Origin of the sequence: Mycobacterium sp. NPDC050441, assembly GCF_040655355.1 — a bacterium.
Classification (GTDB): Bacteria; Actinomycetota; Actinomycetes; order Mycobacteriales; family Mycobacteriaceae; genus Mycobacterium.
Genome location: NZ_JBFAJS010000007.1, coordinates 239534 through 263591, shown reverse-complemented (window position 1 = coordinate 263591; position 24058 = coordinate 239534). Strand labels below are relative to the sequence as shown.

Annotated in this window: 22 protein-coding genes; 15 read left to right on the top strand and 7 right to left on the bottom strand. The window is 68.4% G+C overall.

Translation table 11 applies throughout. From position 1 onward, the window contains the following. The first annotated feature begins 9 nt into the window (after window positions 1–9). Both AB0I14_RS22060 and marP read left to right on the top strand, forming a co-directional pair. Window positions 10–786, top strand: a complete 777-nt coding sequence (locus tag AB0I14_RS22060; RefSeq protein WP_358025939.1) for a CoA pyrophosphatase — start codon at window positions 10–12, stop codon at window positions 784–786. 11 nt (window positions 787–797) lie between these two features. After that, on the top strand, window positions 798–1988 hold the full coding sequence (gene marP / locus AB0I14_RS22055; RefSeq protein ID WP_358025937.1) for an acid resistance serine protease MarP: 1191 nt from the start codon (window positions 798–800) through the stop codon (window positions 1986–1988). Here marP and AB0I14_RS22050 read toward each other — a convergent pair whose 3' ends face one another. Both AB0I14_RS22050 and AB0I14_RS22045 read right to left on the bottom strand, forming a co-directional pair. Then, the gene (locus AB0I14_RS22050; protein ID WP_358025935.1) at window positions 1989–2963 is read right to left on the bottom strand and encodes an alpha/beta hydrolase; all 975 of its coding nucleotides are present in this window, start codon (window positions 2961–2963) and stop codon (window positions 1989–1991) included. Continuing rightward, complete coding sequence (locus tag AB0I14_RS22045) at window positions 2963–3469, bottom strand: phage holin family protein (RefSeq protein WP_358025933.1); 507 nt, start codon at window positions 3467–3469, stop codon at window positions 2963–2965. Before AB0I14_RS22045 ends, AB0I14_RS22050 begins: the two co-directional genes overlap by 1 nt. A 174-nt stretch (window positions 3470–3643) precedes the next feature. On the opposite strand from AB0I14_RS22045, the gene AB0I14_RS22040 reads away from it, so the two are divergent. Continuing rightward, entirely contained in the window at window positions 3644–4279 is a 636-nt protein-coding gene (locus AB0I14_RS22040) for a S1 family peptidase (protein ID WP_358026399.1), read from the top strand. 12 nt (window positions 4280–4291) lie between these two features. Here the strand turns inward: AB0I14_RS22040 and acs are convergent, their stop codons facing one another. Beyond that, a complete protein-coding gene (acs, locus tag AB0I14_RS22035; protein ID WP_358025931.1) occupies window positions 4292–6253 on the bottom strand; it encodes an acetate--CoA ligase in 1962 nt (653 codons plus the stop codon). A 126-nt stretch (window positions 6254–6379) separates the two neighbouring features. Here acs and AB0I14_RS22030 point away from each other — a divergent pair, with 126 nt between their 5' ends. After that, window positions 6380–7120 carry an oxidoreductase gene (locus AB0I14_RS22030; protein WP_358025929.1) on the top strand — a complete coding sequence of 247 codons (741 nt, stop codon included), beginning with the start codon at window positions 6380–6382 and terminating at the stop codon, window positions 7118–7120. 428 nt (window positions 7121–7548) lie between these two features. On the opposite strand, the gene AB0I14_RS22025 is transcribed toward AB0I14_RS22030, so the two are convergent. Continuing rightward, window positions 7549–8418, bottom strand: coding sequence for an HAD-IB family hydrolase (locus AB0I14_RS22025; RefSeq protein WP_358025927.1), 870 nt, complete (start codon window positions 8416–8418; stop codon window positions 7549–7551). Window positions 8419–8853: 435 nt separating this feature from the next. Between AB0I14_RS22025 and ssd the strand changes: the two genes are divergently transcribed. The 7 genes from ssd to AB0I14_RS21990 are packed head-to-tail and all read left to right on the top strand — an operon-like array spanning window position 8854 to window position 13353. Then, on the top strand, window positions 8854–9918 hold the full coding sequence (gene ssd / locus AB0I14_RS22020; RefSeq protein ID WP_358026396.1) for a septum site-determining protein Ssd: 1065 nt from the start codon (window positions 8854–8856) through the stop codon (window positions 9916–9918). Beyond that, the gene (locus AB0I14_RS22015; protein WP_358025925.1) at window positions 9915–11075 is read left to right on the top strand and encodes a TadA family conjugal transfer-associated ATPase; all 1161 of its coding nucleotides are present in this window, start codon (window positions 9915–9917) and stop codon (window positions 11073–11075) included. The genes ssd and AB0I14_RS22015 overlap by 4 nt, the downstream gene beginning before the upstream one ends. Then, window positions 11072–11857 carry a type II secretion system F family protein gene (locus AB0I14_RS22010; RefSeq protein WP_358025923.1) on the top strand — a complete coding sequence of 262 codons (786 nt, stop codon included), beginning with the start codon at window positions 11072–11074 and terminating at the stop codon, window positions 11855–11857. Before AB0I14_RS22015 ends, AB0I14_RS22010 begins: the two co-directional genes overlap by 4 nt. Further along, entirely contained in the window at window positions 11854–12444 is a 591-nt protein-coding gene (locus AB0I14_RS22005) for a type II secretion system F family protein (protein ID WP_358025921.1), read from the top strand. Before AB0I14_RS22010 ends, AB0I14_RS22005 begins: the two co-directional genes overlap by 4 nt. 27 nt (window positions 12445–12471) lie before the next feature. After that, window positions 12472–12675 carry a DUF4244 domain-containing protein gene (locus AB0I14_RS22000; RefSeq protein ID WP_358025919.1) on the top strand — a complete coding sequence of 68 codons (204 nt, stop codon included), beginning with the start codon at window positions 12472–12474 and terminating at the stop codon, window positions 12673–12675. An 8-nt stretch (window positions 12676–12683) separates the two neighbouring features. After that, on the top strand, window positions 12684–13010 hold the full coding sequence (locus tag AB0I14_RS21995) for a TadE family type IV pilus minor pilin (protein ID WP_358026394.1): 327 nt from the start codon (window positions 12684–12686) through the stop codon (window positions 13008–13010). A gap of 31 nt (window positions 13011–13041) precedes the next feature. Then, on the top strand, window positions 13042–13353 hold the full coding sequence (locus AB0I14_RS21990; protein ID WP_358026391.1) for an Rv3654c family TadE-like protein: 312 nt from the start codon (window positions 13042–13044) through the stop codon (window positions 13351–13353). Here AB0I14_RS21990 and AB0I14_RS21985 read toward each other — a convergent pair. Both AB0I14_RS21985 and AB0I14_RS21980 read right to left on the bottom strand, forming a co-directional pair. Next, the gene (locus AB0I14_RS21985; protein ID WP_358025917.1) at window positions 13350–14375 is read right to left on the bottom strand and encodes a PAS domain-containing protein; all 1026 of its coding nucleotides are present in this window, start codon (window positions 14373–14375) and stop codon (window positions 13350–13352) included. The genes AB0I14_RS21990 and AB0I14_RS21985 overlap by 4 nt on opposite strands. A 278-nt stretch (window positions 14376–14653) precedes the next feature. Continuing rightward, a complete protein-coding gene (locus AB0I14_RS21980) occupies window positions 14654–17017 on the bottom strand; it encodes a DEAD/DEAH box helicase (protein ID WP_358025915.1) in 2364 nt (787 codons plus the stop codon). 299 nt (window positions 17018–17316) lie between these two features. On the opposite strand from AB0I14_RS21980, the gene AB0I14_RS21975 reads away from it, so the two are divergent. The 3 genes from AB0I14_RS21975 (at window position 17317) to topA (ending at window position 21138) form a co-directional block, all read left to right on the top strand. Next, entirely contained in the window at window positions 17317–17520 is a 204-nt protein-coding gene (locus AB0I14_RS21975) for a cold-shock protein (RefSeq protein ID WP_006243848.1), read from the top strand. 95 nt (window positions 17521–17615) lie between these two features. Further along, the gene (locus AB0I14_RS21970) at window positions 17616–18209 is read left to right on the top strand and encodes a hypothetical protein (protein WP_358025911.1); all 594 of its coding nucleotides are present in this window, start codon (window positions 17616–17618) and stop codon (window positions 18207–18209) included. A 103-nt stretch (window positions 18210–18312) separates the two neighbouring features. Then, complete coding sequence (topA, locus tag AB0I14_RS21965) at window positions 18313–21138, top strand: type I DNA topoisomerase (RefSeq protein WP_358025909.1); 2826 nt, start codon at window positions 18313–18315, stop codon at window positions 21136–21138. Between the two features lie 6 nt (window positions 21139–21144). Here the strand turns inward: topA and AB0I14_RS21960 are convergent, their stop codons facing one another. After that, window positions 21145–22752, bottom strand: coding sequence for an adenylate/guanylate cyclase domain-containing protein (locus tag AB0I14_RS21960; RefSeq protein WP_358025907.1), 1608 nt, complete (start codon window positions 22750–22752; stop codon window positions 21145–21147). A gap of 82 nt (window positions 22753–22834) precedes the next feature. On the opposite strand from AB0I14_RS21960, the gene AB0I14_RS21955 reads away from it, so the two are divergent. Then, window positions 22835–24043, top strand: coding sequence for a DNA polymerase III subunit delta' (locus tag AB0I14_RS21955; protein WP_358025905.1), 1209 nt, complete (start codon window positions 22835–22837; stop codon window positions 24041–24043). The last annotated feature ends 15 nt before the right edge of the window (window positions 24044–24058 follow it).

Below are 24058 nucleotides of genomic sequence, written 5' to 3'. Positions count from 1 at the left end.
GCACCCGGGGTGAGATCGACGCGCGACGGGCTGTTCCCGGATGCCGCCCCGGACTGGCTCAAACCGCTGGTGGACAACCTCGACCAGGTGCCCGATGCCTATCGCCGACGGGTACCGGCGGAGGTGCTGGCCGGGATCCTCGAAGCCAACAATCAGGCTGCGCAGGTGGGCGCACGCCGAGACGCCGCCGTGCTGGTGTTGTTCTCCGGCCCGGCCGACGGCAAGCCCCCACTCCTTCCCGAAGACGCCGACCTGCTGGTGACGGTCCGTGCCTCGACGCTGCGTCACCACGCCGGTCAGGCCGCGTTCCCGGGCGGCGCCACCGATCCCGGTGACCAGGGACCGATCGGCACGGCTTTCCGCGAGGCGTGGGAGGAAACCGGCATCGACACGAGCCGGCTCCACCCGCTGGCCACGCTGGAGAAGATGTTCATCCCGCCGTCCGGGTTCCACGTCGTCCCCGTGCTGGCCTATTCGCCCGACCCGGGGCCCGTGGCCGTCGTCAACGAATCCGAGACCGCCATCGTGGCGCGGGTTCCGGTGCGCGCCTTCACCAATCCGGAAAACCGGCTCATGGTGTACCGGGATGCCAACGCGAGCCGGTTCGCCGGGCCCGCGTTCCTGCTCAACGAGATGCTGGTGTGGGGTTTCACCGGCCAGGTCATCTCGGCAATCCTCGACGTCGCCGGCTGGGCCAAGCCGTGGAACACCGATGACATCCGCGGACTCGACGAGGCAATGGCCCTCGTCAGGCATGACAACGGTTACGGTGAAGCCCAATGTTGAAGTGGATATAGATGACACCTTCGGTCTGGCTCGATTTCGCCATCCTCGGCATCGGGTTCGTCGCAGCCATCTCCGGCTGGCGTTCCGGCGCGCTCGGCTCCCTGCTGTCCTTCATCGGCGTGGTGCTCGGTGCGGTGGCAGGCGTGCTGTTGGCGCCGCACGTGATTCCGCACGTCAGCGGGGACCGCACCAAGCTGTTCGCCACGTTGTTCCTGATCCTCGCGCTCGTGGTGATCGGTGAGATCGCCGGTGTGGTGCTGGGCCGTGCCGTGCGCGGCACGATCCGAAACCCCATGTTCCGGGTGTTGGACTCGGCGGTCGGGGTGAGCCTGATGCTGGTCGCCGTCCTTGTTGCCTCCTGGCTGCTGGGTAGCCTGCTGACGTCCTCGGACCAGCCGAATCTGGCTGCGGCCGTGAAGAATTCGCGAGTGCTCACCGAGGTCGACAAGTTCGCGCCGGACTGGCTGCGCTCGGTGCCGAACCGGTTGTCGGCGCTGTTGGACACCTCCGGGCTGCCCGATGTGCTCGAACCGTTCGGCCGGACCCCGATCGTCAACGTCGACGCCCCGGACGCCTCGCTGGCCACCGACCCTGTGGTGACGACCTCGCGGGCCAGCGTGGTCAAGATCCGCGGTGTCGCGCCGAGTTGCCAGAAAGTGCTTGAGGGCAGCGGGTTCGTGGTCGCCCCCAACCGGGTGATGTCCAACGCCCACGTGGTCGCCGGCGCCGACAGCGTCACCATCGAGGCCGACGGCAAGACCTACGACGCGGGCGTGGTGTCGTACGACCCCAACGCCGACATCTCCATCCTCGACGTCCCGGACCTCCCGATCACTCCGCTGCAGTTCGCCGAACAACCGGCCCCCAAGGGCACGGACGCCGTGGTGATGGGCTACCCGGGCGGCGGCGACTTCCTGGCCACCCCGGCCCGCGTGCGCGAGATCATCGAGCTCAACGGGCCCGACATCTACCGCTCCACCACCGTCACCCGTGAGGTCTACACGGTCAGGGGCACGGTGCGGCAAGGCAATTCGGGCGGGCCGATGATCAACCGGGCAGGCAAGGTGCTGGGCGTGGTGTTCGGTGCGGCAGTCGACGACGCCGACACCGGGTTCGTGCTGACCGCCAAGGAAGTCGAGCGCCAGATGGCCAAGATCGGCAACACCCAGCGCGTCGCGACCGGAACCTGCATCAACTCCTGATCAGGTGGCGTGCAGCTGGGCCAGGAACCGGCTCAGCTGCTCGTTGACCGCCTCCGGCTGTTCTTCGTGGCCGAAATGCCCTGCACCCGTGATCGATACGTACCGTCCATGTGGCGCATAGTGCTGGGTCCGGTGCACGGGGTCGGCCAGCACATATGGGTCGGTGTCACCGCGCATGTGCAGCACCGGCACGTTGATCGGACGTTTCATCGAGCGCATGAACCGCCGACCCTCACCGCGCAGTTGGCTGCGCACCGCCCACCGTTGGTACTCCAGTGCGCAGTGCGCGGCGCCCGGGATCTGGATGGCCTGACGCATATGTTCCATGGTGAGGGAGAAGTCTTGGCTGGTCTGCCATTTGGTTCCGGCCCGGCTGCGGACCAGGCGCTCCAGCTCCGCGGCGCCGTGACGGGTCAGCGTGTGCTCGGGCCAGGCCGGCAGCTGATAGCTCAGCATCGACGGCAACAGGGCACGGCCCTGGTCGCGGCGCGTCAGTGTGGACGCCCGCAGCGCCACCGGGTGCGGTGAGCTGACGAGTGCGATCGCATTGACCGCACGCGGATGCAGCACCGCGGTCGCCCAGCACACCAGGCCACCGTCGGCGTGCCCGACCAGCGTCGCGGTCTTGTGTCCCAGCGCGCGCACCAACCCGGCGGTGTCCCCGGCCAGGGTCCAGCCGTCGTAGCCGCGGGGCGGTTTGTCGCTGTCGCCGTAGCCGCGCAGGTCGACTGCCACCACACGTGCGTCGGTCAGTCCGGTGAGTTGGTGACGCCACGACCACCAGAACGAGCCGAACCCGTGCAGGAGGATGACCAGCGGGCGATCCGCCGGAGGCTTCGAGCTCTCGCCCGCGTTCACATGGTCGGGCTGCGAGCTCTCGCCCTCCACCACATGGAACCGAATACCGTTGGCGTGCACCTGCAGATGCCGCCATGGCCCCTCGATCCTGGCGATCGACGGGGCGGGTGGAGGCATTACCAGCCTGACGGGTCGGTGGCCGACTTGGTCTGGATAGCGGGCAGCGCGGCCTTGTCGTGGCCGGGCGTCAGTGCCTCGCGCGTCTCCTTGACCGATTCGATGGTCTGCTGCGGACCCTTGATCCGTCGCACCTTCAGGAAGCCGAACACCGCGAGCGCACCGGTGGTCAGCACCATCAGGCCGAACACGATCAGGAAGGCCACCCAGCGCCAGAGCCAGGTGTCGAGCAGCTCGGCCAGGAAGAAGAAGAAAAAGAAGGTCGAGTAGAACAGGACCACCAGCGCGGCGATGAAGAACACGCTGCCGGTGAGGCCCTTCTTCACATCCCGGGTGATCTCGGCCTTGGCCAGCTCCACCTCGGCGCGCAGCAGGGTGGAGACCTGCGCGGTGGCGTCCTTGACCAGGTCGCCGATCGAGGGGTCCGGCTTGGGGGCATGCGGGTCGACGAGCGGAATCGAGGTCACCGTCGTCGGAACGCCGTCCCTGCGGTCGCCTGTGCTCATGGCGTTCATGTTGCCATGCGGCGAAGCCGTTAACGATCCCGGCCGACATCCGGGTCTTAGTAGACTGACCCCATTCTTGAGTTGCGCGGGTCGGGCGCGTCGATCGGAGGACACTTGACGAGCAGGCACCGCTGGCAGTTGCACATTGGTGCGCCGATCATCGCCATCGTTGCGATGTTGACGCCGGCCCCGGCACATGCAGATCCGCCGGTGGTGCTGGGTGGCGGCTCGGGGATCGTGGTGAACGGCGACGCGTTCTGCACGCTCACCACGATCGGGCACGACAACGCCGGCCGGCTCATCGGTTTCACGTCGGCACACTGCGGCGGGCCGGGTGCCACAGTGTCGGCTGAGGGCGCCAACAGTGCCGGAGTGGTGGGCACGATGGTGGCCGGCAACGATGGGCTGGACTACGCCGTCATCCAGTTCGATCCGGCCAAGGTGACTCCGACCAACAACGTCAACGGTTTCCAGATCGACGGCCTCGGGCCGGATCCGGCGTTCGGTGACGTGGCCTGCAAGCTCGGCCGCACCACGGGCTATTCGTGCGGCGTCACCTGGGGGCCGGGCAAGGATCCGGGCACCATCGTGAACCAGGTGTGCGGGCAGCCCGGCGACTCGGGCGCGCCGGTGACCGTCAACAACCGGCTGGTCGGCATGATCCACGGCGCCTACTCCGAAGACCTACCGACCTGCGTGGTGCAGTTCGTGCCCCTGCACACGCCGGCGGTGACGATGTCGTTCAACACGCAGCTGGCCGACATCACCGCCAAGAACCGACCGGGAACGGGTTTCGTCCCGATCGGTTAGGCGGCCTCCTACCTACTTGCTTGCCCGGATCGCCTCGAACACGCTCGGGTCGACCAGGGTTGAGGTGTCACCGAGTTCGCGGCCCTCGGCCACGTCGCGCAACAACCGGCGCATGATCTTGCCGCTGCGGGTCTTGGGCAGCTCGGGCACGACGTGGATCTCGCGAGGCTTGGCGATCGGGGAGATCTCGGTGGCCACCTGCGCGCGCAGTTCCTCGATCATGGTGTCGGCCCCACCGTGCGCAGACGCCTTGAGGATGACGAAGGCGCAGATCGCCTGACCGGTCGTGTCGTCGGATGCGCCGACCACGGCGGCCTCGGCCACCCCGGAGTGTCCGACCAGCGCCGACTCCACCTCGGCGGTCGAGATGCGGTGCCCGGAGATGTTCATGACGTCGTCGATGCGGCCCAAAACCCAGATGTTGCCGTCGGAGTCGTAGCGGGCGCCGTCACCGGCGAAGTACCAGCCCTGCTCGGCGAAGCGCGACCAGTAGGTCTCGGTGAACCGCTGCGGGTCGCCCCAGATGCCGCGCAGCATCGCCGGCCACGGCTGGTCGAGCACCAGGTAGCCGGTGACGTGCTCGGCTTCGTCGGCGCCGGGCACCAGCTCATTGCCGGAGTCGTCGACGATCTTGGCCGAGATGCCGGGCAGCGGGGTCATCGCCGAGCCGGGCTTGGCCGCGGTGACACCGGGCAGCGGGGAGATCATGATCGCCCCGGTCTCGGTCTGCCACCAGGTGTCGACGATCGGAGTTGCGTTGGCGCCGATGACTTCCCGGTACCAGCGCCAGGCCTCGGGGTTGATCGGCTCGCCCACCGAACCCAGCAGCCGCAGGCTGGACAGGTTGTGTGCGGCTGGGATCTGGCGGCCCAGCTTCATGAACGTGCGGATCAGGGTGGGTGCGGTGTAATAGATTGTGACGCCGTACTTTTCGATGATCTCGAAGTGGCGGTGCTCGGTCGGTGAGGTGGGCGTGCCCTCGTAGACCACCTGGGTGGCGCCGTTGGCCAGCGGACCGTAGGTGATGTAGGTGTGCCCGGTCACCCAGCCGATATCGGCGGTGCACCAGTACACGTCGGTCTCGGGCTTGAGGTCGAAGACGTTGTAATGCGTGTACGCCGCCTGGGTGAGGTAACCGCCCGAGGTGTGCACGATGCCCTTGGGCTTGCCGGTGGTGCCCGAGGTGTACAGCAGGAACAGTGGCTGTTCGGAGTCGAAGGCTTCCGGGGTGTGTTCCGGTGAGGCCACGTCGACGGTCTCGTGCCACCACAGATCGCGACCCTGCGTCCAGTTCACGTCGATGCCGGTGCGCCGCACCACCAGAACGTGCTCGACCGACGGCTGATCGGAGACAGCCTCGTCGACGGCGTCCTTGAGCGAGGCGGCCTTGCCGCGCCGGTACTGGCCATCGGTGGTGATGACGAGCTTGGCCTCGGCGTCCTCGACGCGCGCCCGCAGCGCCGACGCGGAGAAGCCCGCGAAGACAACACTGTGCATGGCGCCCAGACGCGCGCACGCCAGCATCGCCACGATCGCCTCGGGCACCATCGGCATGTAGATGGCGACGCGGTCGCCGGCGGTCAAGCCGAGTGCGGTCAGCGCGTTGGCGGCCTTGCTGACCTCGTCCTTGAGCTGGGCGTAGGTGATGTCGCGCGCATCCCCGACGGGCTCACCCTCCCAATGGATCGCGACCCGGTCGCTGTTGCCGGCCTCGACGTGACGGTCCACGCAGTTGTAGGCGACGTTGAGCTTGCCGCCGACGAACCACTTCGCGAACGGGGCGTCCGACCAGTCCAGTACCTCATTGAACGGGGTCTGCCAGCTCAGCCGGTCGGCCTGGGCGGCCCAGAACGCCAGCCGGTCCTTCTCGGCCTCGGCGTACAACTCGCCCGTCGCGTTGGCATTGGCCGCGAAATCGGCAGGCGGCGGATAGGCTGACGGAACTTCGGTAGACGTCGCTGGCGCGTTTGACATGGATGTGAGCCTAGTCACCAAACGTTGCACCGGCGTTGGGACGTCACAAGACGGTTGCCGGGCGGCGGTCCTGCTGCGCCCAACGGTCGGCGAGACGGAGTTCAGCGGTCGGCTAGCGTTTCGCGTATGACCGATCCACTCGCACCGCTGGTCGACCTGCCCGGTGTTTCTGCGGCCAGCGACGAGGCGCGTGAGGCCCTGGGCCGGGCGCATCGACACAAGTTCAATCTGCGCGGCTGGCCGCAGACGGCGGCCGAGGCCGCCCTGCGTGCGGCGCGGGCCTCCGCCGTGCTCGACGGCGGGGCCATCCAGTTGTCCGCCGAAGGTGAACCCGATCCGGTGACCGCGGGCGCCATCCGCGTCGCCGAGGCGCTGGAAGGCGGCGCCACGGCCCTCGTCGGGGTGTGGCAGCGGGCACCGATGCAGGCCCTGGCCCGGTTGCACGCGCTGGCCGCGGCCGACCTCACCGACGACGAACACCTGGGCCGGCCACGGACCGCCCCCGACGTCGGACGCCGCCTCGAGCTGCTGACCGAGATCGTGTCCGGCGGCTCCAAGGTTCCCGCTCCCGTGCTGGCAGCGGTGGCCCACGGCGAACTCCTCAGCCTGGCTCCATTCGGGACTGCCGACGGGGTGGTGGCACGCGCGGTGTCGCGCCTGGTGACGATCGCCAGCGGGCTGGATCCGCACGGGCTGGGCGTTCCCGAGGTGCACTGGATGCGGAAGTCGGGGGAGTACCGGGCTGCTGCACGGGGATTCGCCTCCGGCACCGCCGACGGGCTGACCGCATGGCTGCTGCTCAGTAGTGAGGCCCTGAAGGGCGGTGCGCGCGAAGCGCTGCAGATCGCCCAGTCGGCGGCAGGCTGAACCCGCCGCTCGGGGTACTCCCAGCAAACGAAAGCGGGCGACGGTCCGAAACGATGTTTCGGCTCGTCGCCCGCTAGCACGGATACCGGTTACCAAGCGTGCCAACGTGGGTTGCGTGGGTGGCCTCGGCGTCCTTGCAATGCGCTTCGGCTGCAACCCTACCCAAAGGGCCGTCGTCGCCGTCCGCTCTTCGCAATCACGCAGGCCCGCAACACTTTTGCCTATTCCGCGGCATGTGCTCCGCGTGGGTGCCGGAACCCGTGCTGGGGAGCCCGGTTCGGGAGATCTAGCCTTCTCTTCCGGCTACATCTTGGCCTCATCCAAGCTTCCGTGGTTCCTTTGTACTACGTGACCACGGTCACAGCAAGGGTGAAATGCGCCCGAGTTCCGATCGTTACGCCTGGGTTTCAGCTACTACGTCCGGTAGCTCAGGAAGTGAAGCGGCGCAACAGCGAGTACGTCAGCGCGCCGGCGGCCAGGGCGCTGATCCCGACAGCCGCGGTGGTGGCGACGGCGGCCCCCGACGGCGCCGGAATCCGGTCGCGCAGCGACACCGGTCGGGTGAAGGTCAACACCGGCCAGCCGCGCGAGGCGGCCTCCTTGCGCAGTCCCCGGTCGGGATTGACCGCGGTGGGGTGGCCCACCGATTCGAGCATCGGAACGTCGGTGATCGAATCCGAATAGGCGTAGCAGTGGTCCAGGGAGTAGCCCTCGCGTGCGGCCAGGGCGCGGATCGCTTCGACCTTGCCCTCACCGAAGCAGTAGAACGCGATCTCGCCGGTGTAGCGCCCCTCTTCGACCACCATGCGGGTGGCCATCGCATGGGTGGCGCCCAACGCCCTGGCGATCGGCGCGACGATCTCCTCGCCCGATGCCGACACCACCACGACGTCGCGGCCGCACAGCTTGTGGTCGGCGATCAGCTCGGCGGCTTCGGCGAACACCAGGGGGTCGACGATGTCGTGCAGGGTCTCGCCGACGATCGACTTGACCTGCTCCACATCCCAACCGGTGCACATGTTGGTGATGTAGCTGCGCATCCGGTCCATCTGTTCGTGGTCGGCACCCGACATCAGGAACAGAAACTGGGCGTACGTCGACTTGAGAACGGTGCGCCGGTTCAGCAGACCCTGATTGAAGAAAGGTTTGCTGAAAGCGAGCGTGCTGGACTTGGCGATGACGGTCTTGTCGAGGTCGAAGAAGGCTGCCGTACGTACCGGCCGACCATCGTGCGGCCCGGATTGCTGTGCGATCAATTCCCCGGCAGCCCGATCGGATGCGGTCACAAGCGCCAGCATAGAGGCACGTGCGACCCGTTATCCGGTCGGCAGTGCAAAATGGCAGTTCACGACACATTCTTTCGGACGGGGATTCCGGGATCGCCTCGGTAGCCCGCAGCGGTGTCTCTTGCATGTTTTGGCAGTTCCGTGTGTATAGTGAGCATTACTCGGCTTATGCCGAGGGTGTATCAGCCCGACCCCCCGGGGCTGATACACGACGACCTCCGCCTCCTCCCCCCCCTGGCGGGGGTCGTCCCTTTTCTGGGGTGAAAATTCTTGTCGGCCCAGCCTTGGTGGTTGCGGAACCGTATTTTCAGCGTGTCGCCCGGCGTGTTCTCCGCGCACGCTCTGCCCGGGATTGATCCACAGGGCGTAGTTCATCCACAATCCGCAAATTGGTGATGGTGCCGGCCCCGTCGTTGCCCGCAGGGTGGGCACATGGCCATTCCGAGCATGTCGATCACCCCGTCCGGCACCGTGCTGGCTCTGATCGGCGACCTGCAGCTGCGTGAGGACGTGTCCCGGGTGGCCGCGGCAGCCGGCGTCGGACTCGTCCTCGTCGACGACCCCTCCGGGCGCAAGGCCTGGACCGCTGCCGCCGCCGTGCTGCTCGATGCCGCGGCCGCACTTCGGTGCTCCGCCCGCGGGCTGCCCCGTCGCACCCGGGTGGTCCTCGTCGGTCGCGCCGACCCGCGACCGGAGGACTGGCAGGCCGCGATTTCGGTCGGCGCGCAACACGTGGTGACACTGCCCGCCCAGGACGCCGACCTGGTGGCGGCCCTGTCCGAGGCAGCTTGCTGCGACGACGGCGGTCGCGGCCCCGCGGTGGCGGTGGTGAGTGCCAGAGGGGGTGCCGGTGCCTCGGTGTTCGCGGTGGCGCTGGCTCAATCGGCGTCGGCGGCGCTGCTGATCGAGGCCGACCCGTGGAGCGGGGGGATCGACCTGGTGGCGGGAAGTGAGAACCTGGCCGGCCTGCGCTGGCCCGACCTGGCCCTGCAGGGTGGCCGGTTGGGCTATCCGGCGCTGCGCGATGCGCTGCCCTGCCGCGACGGGGTCAGCGTGCTCTCCAGCGGGCGCTCGGGTGCCGATATCGAGGCCGGGCCGGTGGCGGCGGTCATCGAGGCGGGTTGCCGGGGCGGTGTCACGGTGGTGTGCGACGTGCCCCGGCGCGCCACCGAGGCGGCCGAAACCGCTTTGAACGCAGCCGATCTGGTGGTTCTGGTGACCCCGGCCGACGTGCGGTCGTGTACCGCCGCTTCTGCCGCACGGCCGTGGGTGCTGGCCTGCAACCCGAATGCCGGTGTGGTGGTGCGGGGCCCATCACCGGGTGGGCTGCGGGCGGCCGAGGTGGCCCGCATCGTGGACCTGCCGCTGCTCGCGGCGATGCGACCACAGGCCGGCATCGCCGAGGTGTTGGAGCGCGGCGGCCTACGGGTGCGGCCACGATCGCCGCTGGGCTCGGCCGCGCGGCGGGTGCTGTCCGTCCTGGCCGGTCACCCCGTGCAGGAGCCGGCATGAGCGCCTCGCTGATCGACCGGGTACGCGAACGGCTGGTGGCCGAAGCCTCTCCGCTCAGCCCCGGGGTGGTGGCCGCGGCGATTCGGGCGGAGTCCGGCGGACTGCTCGGAGACACCGAGGTGCTGAGCAACCTGCGGCTGCTGGAGACCGAACTGACCGGCGCCGGCGTCCTGGAACCGCTGCTGTGCGCGCCGACCACCACCGATGTGCTCGTCACCGCCCCCGATGCGGTGTGGGTGGATGACGGCAACGGGTTGCACCGCAGCGCAGTGTGTTTCCCCGACGAGAGCGCGGTCCGGAGGCTGGCCCAGCGGTTGGCGCTGCTGGCCGGGCGCCGTCTCGACGAGGCGCAGCCGTGGGTGGACGGTCAACTCGGCGGCATCGGCCCGTTCACGGTGCGGCTGCACGCGGTGCTGCCGCCGGTCGCTGCCGCGGGCACCTGCCTGTCACTGCGGGTGTTGCGCCCGGCCACCCAGAATCTCGACACCCTCACCCGGTCCGGGGCGATCCCGCCGCAGGCCGCCGAGCTCGTGCGTGCCGTCATCCGGGCCCGGTTGGCATTCCTGATCTCGGGCGGCACCGGCTGCGGCAAGACCACGCTTCTGGCCGCCGCGCTCGGTGCCGTGCCGGCCCATGAACGCATCGTGTGTGTCGAGGATGCCGCCGAACTGGCCCCGCCGCATCCACATCTGGTCAAGCTGGTGGCCCGGGGTGCCAACGTCGAGGGCGTCGGTGAGGTCACGGTGCGGGACCTGGTCAGGCAGGCGTTGCGGATGCGTCCGGACCGCATCGTCGTCGGTGAGGTTCGTGGAGCCGAGGTGGTGGATCTGCTGGCTGCGCTCAACACCGGGCATGACGGCGGGGCAGGCACGGTGCATGCCAACAACCCGGCAGAAGTGCCGGCCCGGCTGGAGGCCCTCGGTGCGCTCGGTGGTCTGGACCGTGCCGCGCTGATCAGTCAGCTGGCCGCGGCCGTACAGGTGCTGCTTCACGTCGGGCGTGACGGCGCCGGGCGACGCAGGCTCGCCGAGATCGCGGTACTACGCCGACCGGCCCGGGGCGATCTGGAGGTGGTGACTGCCTGGCACGCCGACACCGGGTTGGGCTGTGGCGCAGAAACTCTCCATGCACTCGTCGAACAGCGGGTGTCGCCGTGACAGCGAGTGCACTGGCGTTGGCTGCCGCACTTATGCTGTGGCCCGCCACACCCCGGCGGGCGGCCGCGCTACGGCGGGCGGATGCACCGGGCCGGCGTCGAATGCGCGCAGCCCCCGTTGTCGTGGCGCTGGGAATCGTTCTGGCCTGGCTGGTTTCACTGCCGGTCGCCGTGGCCACGGCCCTCGTGTCCGGGACGGTCGTGGTACGCCGCAGGCGTCGCGCTGCGCGGCGGCACCGGCAACAGGAATCCGCGGCGCTGCAGGCCGCCTTGGACGTGTTGGTGGGGGAACTACGCACCGGTGTCCATCCGGTCAACGCCTTCGGCACCGCGGCCGGCGAGGTGGCCGGACCGATACGCCAGGGCATGGGAGCCGTTGCCGCGCGGGCCCGCCTGGGCGCCGATGTCGCGGCAGGCCTGGAAGATGTTGCGGCAGCTTCGCAATTGCCGATGCACTGGGAACGGCTCGCGGTCTGCTGGCGGCTGGCCCACGCATACGGACTTTCGATCGCCACCCTGATGCGCACCGCGCAGCGCGACATCGTTGAGCGCGAACGGTTTTCCTCCCATGTCGAAGCGGCGATGGCGGGCCCGCGGGCGACGGCCGCGGTGCTGGCCGGGCTGCCCGTGGCCGGGATTGCACTGGGTCAGTTGATCGGCGCACAGCCCCTGGCGTTCCTCTGCGGCCCGGGCGTGGGTGGTTGGCTGCTGGTGATCGGAGTCCTGCTGGCCTGCGCCGGACTGATGTGGTCGGACCGGATCACCGAGATGGCACTGAGATGAGTTGGGCAGCACTGTTTCTCGCTGCGGCACTGCTGATCGGTGCAGATCCGGTGCGAGTGCGGTCCCGCGCCGCACCCGCACCGGCGACGAGGGCCGGCCGCCGACGCGTGCACACCGATGATCCGCTCGCCGCGGCCTCGACGTTCGACTTGTTCTCCGCTTGTCTGGCCGCCGGGATGGCGGTATCGACCGCGGCTGCGGCCGCCACGTCATCGGCCCCACCGTCACTGGCGCCGATGCTGCGCCGCGCAGCGGAGCTCCTCGCGCTCGGGGCGGACCCGGCCCTGGCCTGGAATGCCGCTGATGAGGGGAATGCCGCTGTACCGCAGGACAAGAACGCCGAGGCCCTGTTGCGGCTGGCCCGTCGGTCGGCCGCCTCGGGCAGTGCCCTGGCGGACGGGGTGGCCGAGCTGGCCGCTCAGGCTCGACACGATGCCACCGCCGCGGCCGATGCGGTGGCAGAACGTGCCTCGGTACTGGTCGCCGGGCCGTTGGGGCTGTGCTATCTGCCGGCGTTCCTGTGCCTGGGCGTCATTCCCGTGGTCGCCGGTCTGGCCGGTGACGTACTGGGTTCAGGTCTGTTGTGAGAACACATCGCAGAGGAAGGAAATATCATGGCAGGAAACATGATTCAGCGGGTGAACGCCAGGGCGGCGCTGTTGATGCTCGACGAATCAGGGATGAGCACCGTCGAATACGCAATCGGCACGATTGCTGCCGCGGCGTTCGGGGCGATCCTGTACACCGTGGTCACGGGGGATTCGATCGTCAGCGCGCTGACCAACATCATCAGCCGGGCGCTGAACACCAACGTTTAGATGACCGGCTGGATGACCGGGGTGCGGTCACCGTCGAGGCGGCCTTTGCCATCGCATCTCTGGTGGCTGTCCTGGTGTTGTGTGTCGGCGGCCTCGGTGCGGTGGGCATGCAGATCCGCTGTATCGACGCGGCGCGCGAGGCCGCCCGCTTGGCCGCCCGTGGTGAGGGCGAGGCGGCTACGGTGGCCGCCCGCCGCGTCGCCCCGTCCGGTGCGGTGGTGCATGTCGGTCGTGATGGCGGTCTGGTGGTGGCCCGGGTCAGCGCCGCCACGGCGCTGCCGGGGTTCACTGTGTCCGCCGAGGCGGCAGCGGTCCCCGAACCCGGCACGGGGTGAGCGTGGCTCGGCCACACTGCTGGCCGCGGCGATGATCGCGATGGTGATCGCGTTTGCGGCCGGTGGCGCCTACCTCGGTGCCGCCGTCACGGCCCGGCACCGGGCCCAGGCCGCGGCGGATCTGGCCGCTCTGAGCGCGGCCGGTGCGGTGGTGTCCGGACCGGATGCGGCGTGCGCGCAGGCCACCCGGATCGCGCTGCGGATGCGTTCGGCCCTCGGCGCCTGCCGGATCGACGGTCTCGACGTGGTGGTCGAGGTGTCGGTTCCGGTCCGCCTCGGCCGGTGGGGCGCCGGTCCGGCCCGGGCAATCGCTCGCGCGGGACCGGTCGACGTCGTGGCCTAGTCGAGCTGGTCGAGGTCCGCGGCGGCGACCTCGGCGTCGGTCGGCAGCCGCAGCGCGATCAGGCCCGCGAAGGTGTCCTCGGCGAGTTCGATCCGGTTGATCGTCATGTGCACCGGCCGCCAGCCGCCGTCCTCGGCGCGCATCCGCAATACGGCGGTGGTGACGCCGTCGGAGAAATCCGTGGTCATTCGCGCCATGTGCCGGGCATCGGCCGGGTGGATGCGGGCCGCCCCGCCGTCGCGGTTACGCCAGTCGAAGAACGGTGCCGGCTCGTCCAGCCATTTCAACAACTTCCAGTCGTCGAGGCCGACCAGGGCCCGGTGCACGCCGCGACGGGCCAGCCCGTCGAGGATGCGTTGGGCCAGGTTGTCGACGGGCGTCACCGGGTTCTCCCGCTCGCTGCGCCAGTTCATCGCCCGGCAGATCAGCCGGTCGGAGCCGTCGTCGTGGGGTTCCAGGGTCACCCGGGCCACGAATCCCACCGTGATGGGCTCGCCGCGATGGTCGGTGACATCCCAGGTGGTGCACATGGTGTTGCCGACGACGGGCTTGACGGTCATGGCCAGTACCTTGGCCTCGCTGCCGTTGAGATCCCGGGCCGGCAGGTCGTCGGCGAACGTCCGGTCGTGGGTGACTTCGGTTTCGGGGTTCATCCCGCTGTTGTGCAGTGATTCGGCGGTGTCGGTGGCCACGCCTGCGGTCAGGTCCCAGACCAGCGGGCCGGGAATGGGCCGCTGGGGCGCGTCGACGTCGGTCGGCCCGATCCAGACGTGCACGCCGTGGATCCGTCCGTCGGACATCCGCACCACTTCGGTGCGGATTACGCGGTCGTTCTTGGGTGTGATGCTGCTGAGGCCCTGGCCGGCCTGGACGGTTTCCCTGATGGCGCTCTGAATTGCCATCAGGTGCGGATTTCGTCGCAGAAACACACTGATCGGGACGAGGTTCTTCGTTTGCAGACCTCGTGCGACCACAACGGGCTCGCTACCCAGTGTCTCCACGAGCAGCCAGTCGTGGGTCATGCGCGGCATTTTACCGGGGGTACGTGTAGCTGCATTCACTCGCAGCGGCGACGTAATCCGCAGCAGAAAACTGCGGATTACGGTCGCGGATATCTAAACTTGGGTCTGTCGGGTTGCAAACATGAGTGAGTTCACGTAATTTGCCACTGCGCCCGGCCTCCGGGATTGGGAACGGATCGCGTTGTCCGACCGTTCGTCGCACCGTCTGTGTGTTCGGCGTGGCCGAATGCAGCCACGCAGTTGTAGATCCGCGTAGTCGGCCGTCGAGGGGTCGGTCGTCAACGCGGTCGGGGGTCCGCTGAGGACGTACTCAGCGCGCCGAGCACCAGGCGGAGTACTTGTACTGCACCAGATTTGTCCAGTGGGTCGTTGCCGTTGCCGCATTTCGGTGACTGCACGCACGAGGGGCAACCGTGCGGGCACTCACAAGCCTCGATCGCGTCGGCCGTCGCGGCCCACCAGGTACTGAGATTGCGGAATCCGCGGTCGGCGAAACCCGCACCGCCGGGATAGCCGTCGTAGACGAAGATCGACGGCAGGCCGTCCACCGGTCCGACGGCCGTCGAGACCCCGCCGATGTCACCCCGGTCGCAACTGGCCACCAGGGGCAGCAGGCCGATGGCCGCGTGTTCGGCGGCATGCAGACTTCCTGGCATTGCTAGCGGGTCGATACCGTTGTCCTGCAATGCTTCCGGGGTAATCGTGCACATCACGGCCATGGTGTCCAGGGTGCTGGGTGGCATGTCCAGCTCTACGAAATCGATGACCTCACCGTCGATCCGGCGGCGCAGGTAGCCGACCACGGTGTTGGTCACCGACACCGGGACGAGGCCCACGGTGACCGCGCCGAAGGTGCTGCGCTCGCCGGGACCGGTGACCGCGATGTCGGTGAGTTCCCTGGCGAACGTGCTGTAGCCCGGATCGGCGGCATGCACGAACGCGACGCCATCCTCGAAGGACAATGAGTCGACCAGATAGGTCTCGCCCTGGTGCAGATAGACCGCGCCGGGATGCAGCGAGGCCGCTGCCTGCCCGGCGCCGGTGCTGCCCAGCATCCTGCCGGTGTCGACCTCCAGGATCGCGATCTGACCGCCGCTGGAGCCGCGGATGTCCACGGCCGGGTGCGGATCCACCCCGGGCGCGGGGAAATAGCCGCTGGGACGCTTCCGTAGCAGTCCGTCGTCAACCAGGGTCTCGGCCACCGCCTCTGCGTTCCACAACCGGACCTCGGCCGCGGTGAGCGGCAGTTCGGCCGCCGCGCAGAGTAATTGCGGGCCCAGCACGTACGGATTCGTCGGGTCGATGACCACTCGCTCGATCGGCTTGTCCAACAGCGCCGCGGGATGGTGCACCAGATAGGTGTCCAGGGGATCGTCGCGGGCGATCAACACGATCAGCGCGCCCTGCCCACGCCGGCCGGACCGGCCGGCCTGCTGCCAGAACGAGGTGACGGTGCCGGGAAACCCCGCCATCACCACCGCATCCAGCCCGGCGATGTCGATGCCGAGCTCCAGCGCGTTGGTGGTGGCCAGCCCGCGCAGGCGGCCGTCGGTCAGCGCGTGTTCCAGCTCGCGGCGGTCCTCGGCGAGAAAACCGGCCCGGTAGGACGCCACCTGATCGGCCAGCTCGGGTGCGATGTCCTCCAGCCGGGTCCGGGTTCCCAGGGCGGTGAGTTCCGCGCCGCGCCGGGACCGGACGAAGGTCAAGGTGCGTGCGCCCTCGGACATCAGGTCGGCCATCACCCGGGCGGCCTCGGCGCCGGCCGAACGCCGCACCGGCGCGCCGTTCTCGCCGGTGAGGTCGTCCAGCAGGGCCGGCTCCCACAACGCGATCGTGCGCGCGCCCTGCGGTGAGCCGTCCTCGGTCACCTCGGCGACGGTCTGCCCGATCAATTCGGCGGCGGTCTCGCCCGGTGACGCCGTCGTCGCGCTGGCGAAGATGACCGTCGGCATAGAAGGACCAGCGTCGTCGGCGGAATATCTCTCGCACAATCGCAACAGCCGGCGCAGCACCATGGCCACGTTGGAACCGAAAATGCCACGGTAGTAATGGCATTCGTCGACAACGACGTACTTGAGGTGGCGCAGGAACACCGCCCAGCGGGCATGGTTGCGCAGTAGCGACAGATGGATCATGTCCGGGTTGGAGAAAATCCACCGTGACCGTTCCCGGGCGAAGCGACGCACTTCGGTGGCACTGTCACCGTCATACGGTGCCGGTGCGACGTCACGCAGCGCGGCGACGGTCTCCGTGAGGTTCTGTGCCGTGCGCAGCTGGTCGTGTCCGAGCGCCTTCGTCGGCGACAGGTACAGCACCCGTGTCCGCCGGTCTTCGGCCAGCGCCGACAGGATCGGTAGTTGGTAGGCCAGGGACTTGCCGGACGCGGTTCCGGTGGACACCACGACATGCCGTCCGTCCCGGGCCAACTCGGCGGCGGCGAGCTGATGCGACCAGGGGGCGGCGATGCCGCGGTCCTGCAGGGCCGAAACGACCTCCGGATGGGCCCATTCCGGCCATCGATCTGGTTTGCCGTGTCGCGGCGGGATATCCGCAACATGGCGTAGCGGATCTTCCCCGGACGGGGTGCCTTCGACAGCGCAAGCCAGCAGCTCACGGCCGAAATCCGACCCCTGATCCAGCACTGCACTTCCTCCTGCGATCTACCCCGCCGACATCGGCCCGGATTTGTAAACGAATTGTTCACCACGCGCCGCATGCCGAGACTGTTGCAGCCGCCCCGAACATGATTGACTGATCACGGTCGCAGCTTCTGTGTTTGTACTCGCACTCGCAGGATCGTCGTTGCGATCGCGGTTCCTGCGAGGGTTGTAGGTCGGGTCAGTTCCGGGCGACTCGCGCGTTGGTATGGCGGTCGGAACGGGCCCGGTGCACCGGAAGTCGGTGGACCGCACCCGGTTGAAAGAGAAGGAAAGAACAAAAGATGCCACAGGGAACTGTGAAGTGGTTCAACGCGGAGAAGGGCTTCGGCTTCATTGCTCCGGAGGACGGCTCTGCCGACGTGTTTGTCCACTACACGGAAATCCAGGGCAGCGGATTCCGCACCCTGGAGGAGAACCAGAAGGTTGAGTTCGAGGTTGGCCAGAGCCCCAAGGGGCCGCAGGCCACGGGTGTTCGGGCCGTCTGAGACAAAAACCCAACACAGACACCCCCGCTGAGTCCGTGCCGGACACCGCGGGGGTGTTCTCGTTTTTACGGCCTGCGCTGGCCTAGTGTCGATTTGTGAGCCAGCTGTCGTTCTTCTCGGCTGAGTCGGTGCCGCCCGCGGTCGCCGACCTGACCGGGGTGCTTGCCGGGCCGGGACAGGTCGTTCTCGCGGGCAACGGTGGCCGGCAGGCGGCCCGGATCTCGGTGGTCGTCGACGAGCTGTGGCGTGCCCAGGGCCTCGCCGAGATGATCAGCGACGCCGGTCTGGTGTCGGAGATTTCCCGGACCGACGAGAACAACCCGCTGGTGCGCACCGCGCTGGATCCGCAGTTGATGCTGATCGCAGGGGAGTGGACCAGGGGCGCGGTCAAGACGGTGCCGCCTGGATGGCTGCCCGGTGCCCGTGAGTTGCGGGCCTGGACGCTGGCGGCGGGCACGCCCGAGGCCGATGATCGTTACCTGCTGGGGTTGGACCCGCATGCGCCCGATACCCACGCAGCGCTGGCCGCAGCCATGATGCGGGTGGGAATCGCTCCGACTCTGATCGGGACCAGAGGCTCCCGTCCGGCCCTGCGGATCAGTGGGCGTCGACGCCTGTCACGCCTGGTAGAGAATGTGGGGGAACCCCCCGGGGAGGCGGCGGCGTTGGCGCAGTGGCCACGTATTTAATGGTGGACACACGGAGAGCCGGTTTGCGTAGGCTCTCGCGTAATGCGAAATTGTCAGTTGCCGGGCGTGGCGCGGCAACTATAGGAGTGGAGCGTAAGCACAGTTGGCTGGCGATAGCGGCAGCGGTAGCAAGGGCACTGTCCGGCGACTCGTGATTGTCGAGTCGCCCACCAAGGCGCGCAAGATAGCCGGCTACCTGGGCTCCAATTACGTGGTCGAATCCTCCCGCGGGCACATTCGTGACCTGCCGCGCAATGCCGCTGACGTGCCGGCCAAGTACAAATCCGAGCCGTGGGCGCGCCTCGGGGTCAATGTCGACGACAACTTCGAACCGCTCTACATCGTCAGCCCCGAGAAGAAGAGCACCGTCACGGAGCTCAAAGACCTGCTCAAGGGTGTCGACGAGCTCTACCTCGCGACGGACGGTGACCGCGAGGGTGAAGCGATCGCCTGGCATCTCCTGGAGACGCTGAAGCCCAAGGTGCCGGTCCGGCGGATGGTGTTCCACGAGATCACCGAACCCGCCATCCGGGCCGCCGCGGAAAACCCCCGTGACCTGGACATCGCCCTGGTCGACGCGCAGGAAACCCGGCGCATCCTCGACCGCCTCTACGGCTACGAAGTCTCACCCGTGCTGTGGAAGAAGGTCGCGCCGAAGCTGTCCGCCGGTCGGGTGCAGTCGGTGGCCACGCGCATCATCGTGCAGCGTGAGCGGGAGCGCATGGCGTTCCGCAGCGCCGGGTACTGGGACGTCAGTGCTGAGTTGGACGCGTCGGTCTCCGACCCGCAGGCCACTCCGCCCAAGTTCACCGCCAAGCTCAACACCGTCGACGGCCGCCGGGTCGCCGCCGGTCGTGACTTCGACTCGCTGGGCCAGCTGAAGAAGCCCGACGAGGTGCTCGTGCTCGACGAGGCCAGCGCCGGGGCCCTGGCCGCCGGCCTGCGCGGCGCCCAGTTGGCTGTCAGCTCCGTCGAGCAGAAGCCGTACACCCGCAAGCCCTACGCGCCGTTCATGACCTCCACGCTGCAGCAGGAGGCCGCCCGCAAGCTGCGGTTCTCCTCGGAGCGCACGATGAGCATCGCGCAGCGGCTGTACGAGAACGGCTACATCACCTACATGCGTACCGACTCCACGACGCTGTCGGAGTCGGCCATCAACGCTGCGCGCAACCAGGCGCGGCAGCTCTACGGCGACGAGTACGTGCATCCGTCGCCGCGGCAGTACACCCGCAAGGTCAAGAACGCCCAGGAGGCGCACGAGGCGATCCGCCCCTCCGGTGACGTGTTCCAGACCCCGGGTCAGCTGCATGCGCAACTCGACACCGACGAGTTCCGGCTCTACGAGCTGATCTGGCAGCGCACCGTGGCCTCGCAGATGGCCGACGCGCGCGGCACGACGCTGTCGCTGCGGATCGCCGGAGCCGCTGCAGGCGGCGAGCAGGTCGTCTTCAACGCCTCCGGTCGCACCATCACGTTCTCGGGCTTCCTCAAGGCCTACGTCGAGAGCCTCGACGAGCAGCAGGGCGGCGAGGCCGACGATGCCGAGAGCCGTCTGCCGAACCTGACCCAGGGCCAGCGCGTCGATGCCGCTGATCTGACCGCCGACGGACACACCACCAGCCCGCCGGCCCGCTACACCGAGGCCTCGCTGATCAAGTCCCTCGAAGAACTCGGCATCGGCCGCCCGTCGACCTACAGCTCGATCATCAAGACCATCCAGGACCGCGGCTACGTGGTCAAAAAGGGCAGTGCGCTGGTCCCGTCGTGGGTCGCCTTCGCCGTCATCGGCCTGCTCGAGCAGCACTTCGGCCGGCTGGTGGATTACGACTTCACCGCGGCCATGGAGGACGAGCTCGACGAGATCGCCAACGGCCAGGAGCAGCGCACCAACTGGCTGTCGAACTTCTACTTCGGCGGCGATCACGGCGTCGAGGGCTCGATCGCCCGGGCCGGTGGGCTCAAGCACCTCGTCGGCGGGAACCTCGAAGGTATCGACGCACGAGAAGTCAACTCCATCAAGCTCTTCGACGATGCCGAGGGCCGCGCGATCGTGGTCCGCGTGGGTCGCAACGGGCCGTACCTGGAGCGCATGATCGCCGACCCGGACAATCCGGGCGAGCTCAAACCGCAGCGCGCCAACCTCAAGGATGAGCTGACCCCCGACGAGCTGACGCTCGAGTTGGCCGAAAAGCTTTTCGCCACACCGCAAGAGGGACGGGTGCTGGGTGTCGATCCGGTGTCCGGGCACGAAATCGTAGCCAAGGACGGACGATTCGGCCCCTACGTCACCGAGATCCTCCCGGAACCGCCGGAAGATCCGGATGCGGGGACGACGGCCAAGAAGGGCAAGAAGCCGACCGGACCCAAGCCGCGCACCGGATCTCTGTTGCGCTCAATGGATCTGGAGACGGTGACGCTGGACGACGCGCTCAAGCTGCTGTCGTTGCCGCGCGTCGTCGGCGTGGACCCGTCGAACAACGAGGAGATCACCGCGCAGAACGGCCGCTACGGTCCATATCTCAAGCGCGGCACCGACTCTCGTTCGCTGGCCACCGAGGAACAGATGTTCACCATCACCCTCGACGAGGCGCTCAAGATCTACGCCGAGCCGAAACGCCGTGGGCGCCAGGCCGCTGCGGCCCCGCCGCTGCGTGAGCTGGGCACCGACCAGGCCTCGGGCAAGCCGATGGTGATCAAGGACGGGCGATTCGGCCCGTACGTCACCGACGGTGAGACCAACGCCAGCCTGCGCAAGGGCGATGACGTCGCCTCGATCACCGACGAGCGCGCCTCGGAGCTGTTGGCCGATCGCCGGGCCCGCGGGCCGGTGAAGAAGGCCGCGAAGAAGGCTCCGGCCAAGAAGGCTGCCGCCAAAAAAACCGCTGCCAAGAAGGCCCCGGCGAAGAAGGCTGCGGCCAAGAAGGCCTGACGTGCTCTAGCCTGTCAGGTCGCGCTCGGCGGCATTGCGCTCCAGATCCCGTGGCAGGACCAGGTTCATGGGACGGGCCAGCTGGGTGGGCACGGTGCGCCCGCGCAGTTCGACGATCTCGCCGACGTCCCAGCTCAGTGCCTCGGCGTCGAGTGCGCTGCTGACCGCGATCGCCGAGGCCAGCACGTGGCCTTCCTCCAGCTTGGCGAGCTCGGTGAGGCGGGCGGCCTCGTTCACCGGGTCGCCGATCACGGTGTACTCGAACCGGGCCTGAGCACCGATATGGCCGGCGATCGCGCGGCCGGCCGAGACCCCGATACCGAACTCGGTATCGGTACCCAGCACGCTGAGCAGCTCGTCGTGTAGTTCACGGGATGCCGCCAGCGCGCCGCCGGAGGCGTCGGGATGCTCGATCGGGGCACCGAAGATGGCCAGGGCCGCGTCACCCTGGAACTTGTTGACGAACCCGCCGTGACGGTTGACGGTGTCGACGATGACGCGGAAGAACTCGTTGAGCAGGTTCACCACGTCGCCGGCCGGGATCGTCGACGCCAGATGCGTCGAACCCACCAGGTCCACGAACAGCACCGCCACGTCCCGCTCCTGGCCGCCCAACTCGGTGCCGCGTTCCAGGGCGCGACGGGCCACGTCCTCACCTACATAGCGGCCGAACAGGTCACGCAGTCGTTGCCGCTCGGCCAGCTCGCGCACCATGTCGTTGAACCCGGCCTGCAGCAGGCCCAGCTCGCTGGCGTCGTAGATCTGCATGTGCGCGTTGTAGTTACCGCGCTGCACCTCGCCCAGCGCCCAGCGCAGCTGGCGCAGCGGATCGGCGATCGACATCGCCACCAGTACGGTGCCGGACAGCCCGATCACCAGCGCGGCGATGGCCAGCAGCAACAGCGGGGTGATCAGCCGGTCGGCAGATGCGGTCAGGATCGAGAACTTGCTGGCCACCAGGGCCAGGACGATGGCCAGGACCGGCACGCCCGTCGAGAGCACCCAGGTGAGCACCTGGCGCAGGATCACCCCGGGGGCGCGGAAGTTCTCCGGAACCCCGCCGCGCAGCGCGGCCACCGCGACCGGTCGTAGCACCCGCTCGGACTGCAGGTAGCCGATGATCGCCGTGGCGGTCGCCCCCAGTGCGGTAGCGACGAGAACCACGGGAGCGGACTTACTGGCGACGGGCCAGCTGGCCACGATGAACACGATCGAGCCCAGCAGCCAGTTCGTGACGCTGATCAGGGTGCGGTAGAAGGGCATCTTCAGCGCCCGTACGCGGGCCAACTCGGTGATACCGGGGTCCGACTTGGACAGCAGGGTGTCGCGGCGCTGCCACCGGATCACCGGGATCAGCAGCCGCAGCGCGAGGTAGGCGCCGACGGTGAACGACACGAACAGATACCCCAGGAAGATCGCCAGGTTGAGCACCGGCAGATCCTGGAGTTGGATGCGGTCCTCGGGCGGCAGACCGAAGCGCAGGAATCCCAGCACGAAAAGCGCGCCGATGATGTCGGCCTGCAGCATGCCCAGGGTGAACACCGGCCACGGCGTGCGCGCCACCCATCGAGCGAATGCACCGATTCGCGCGATAGGTATCGGCTCCGTGGTCATCCGTTCACCGTATCGGGCCGCAGGGACGTTGACCGCCTGCTGTGACGCGGTTGTGTCGGCTTGACCACTACTGTTGGGGACGATGAGCGGGGTCTTTTCGCGGCTGGTGGGCCAGCACGCGGTGGAACAGGAGCTGGTGGCGGCCGCATCGGCGGCCCGGGGTGATACGCCACACAGTGGCACCACCGTGGGGACCATGACACATGCCTGGCTGATCACCGGCCCACCCGGATCGGGGCGTTCGGTGGCGGCGCTGTGCTTCGCGGCGGCGTTGCAATGCACGTCGGACGGTGTTCCAGGGTGCGGGCAGTGCCGAGCGTGCACGACGACGATGGCCGGCACGCACGCCGACGTGCGCCGCATCGTGCCCGAGGGGCTGTCGATCGCGGTCAAGGAGATGCGCGAGATCGTCCAGATCGCATCGCGGCGGCCCGGGACCGGGCGCTGGCAGGTCGTGGTGATCGAGGATGCCGACCGGCTCACCGAGGGCGCGGCCAATGCGCTGCTCAAAGTGGTGGAGGAGCCGCCGGCATCGACCGTGTTCCTGCTCTGCGCGCCGTCGGTGGACCCCGAGGACATCGCCATCACGCTGCGCTCCCGCTGCCGGCACGTGGCGTTGACCACGCCGTCGGTGGACGCCATCGCCGACGTGCTGATCTCCGGTGACGGGCTTCCGGAAGGGGACGCTCGCTGGGCTGCCTCGGTCAGCGGCGGCCATGTCGGCCGGGCCCGACGGTTGGCGACCGATCCCGAGGCCAGGGAGCGTCGCAAACGGGCGCTCGGGCTGGCCCGGGACGCCGCCACTCCGACGCGGGCGTTCGCGGCCGCCGAGGAGATGGTCGCCGTCGCCGAGGCCGAGGCGCTGGCGTTGACCGCCGGGCGCAACGAGACCGAGACCGAGGAGCTCAAGACCGCCCTGGGGGCCGGTGGGACGGGTAAAGGCACCGCGGCCACCACCCGCGGCACCGCTGGTGTGCTCAAGCAGCTGGAAAATCGGCAGAAGTCACGACGGACGCGGGCTAACCGCGATGCGCTGGACCGGGCCCTGATCGACCTGGCCACCTACTTCCGCGATGCGCTGCTGGTGTCGTCAGGAGCCACGGCGGTGACCGCCAACCACCCGGACATGGCCGAGAAAGTGGAGGCCATGGCCGCCCACGTGCCACCGGACCGGCTGCTGCGTTGCATCGAGGCGGTGCTGGAATGCCGCGAAGCATTGGCCGTCAACGTCAAGCCGAAGTTCGCCGTCGATGCCATGGTGGCGACGGTCGGGCAGGCGCTGCGCGGGTGAGTTGGGTCCTGGCTG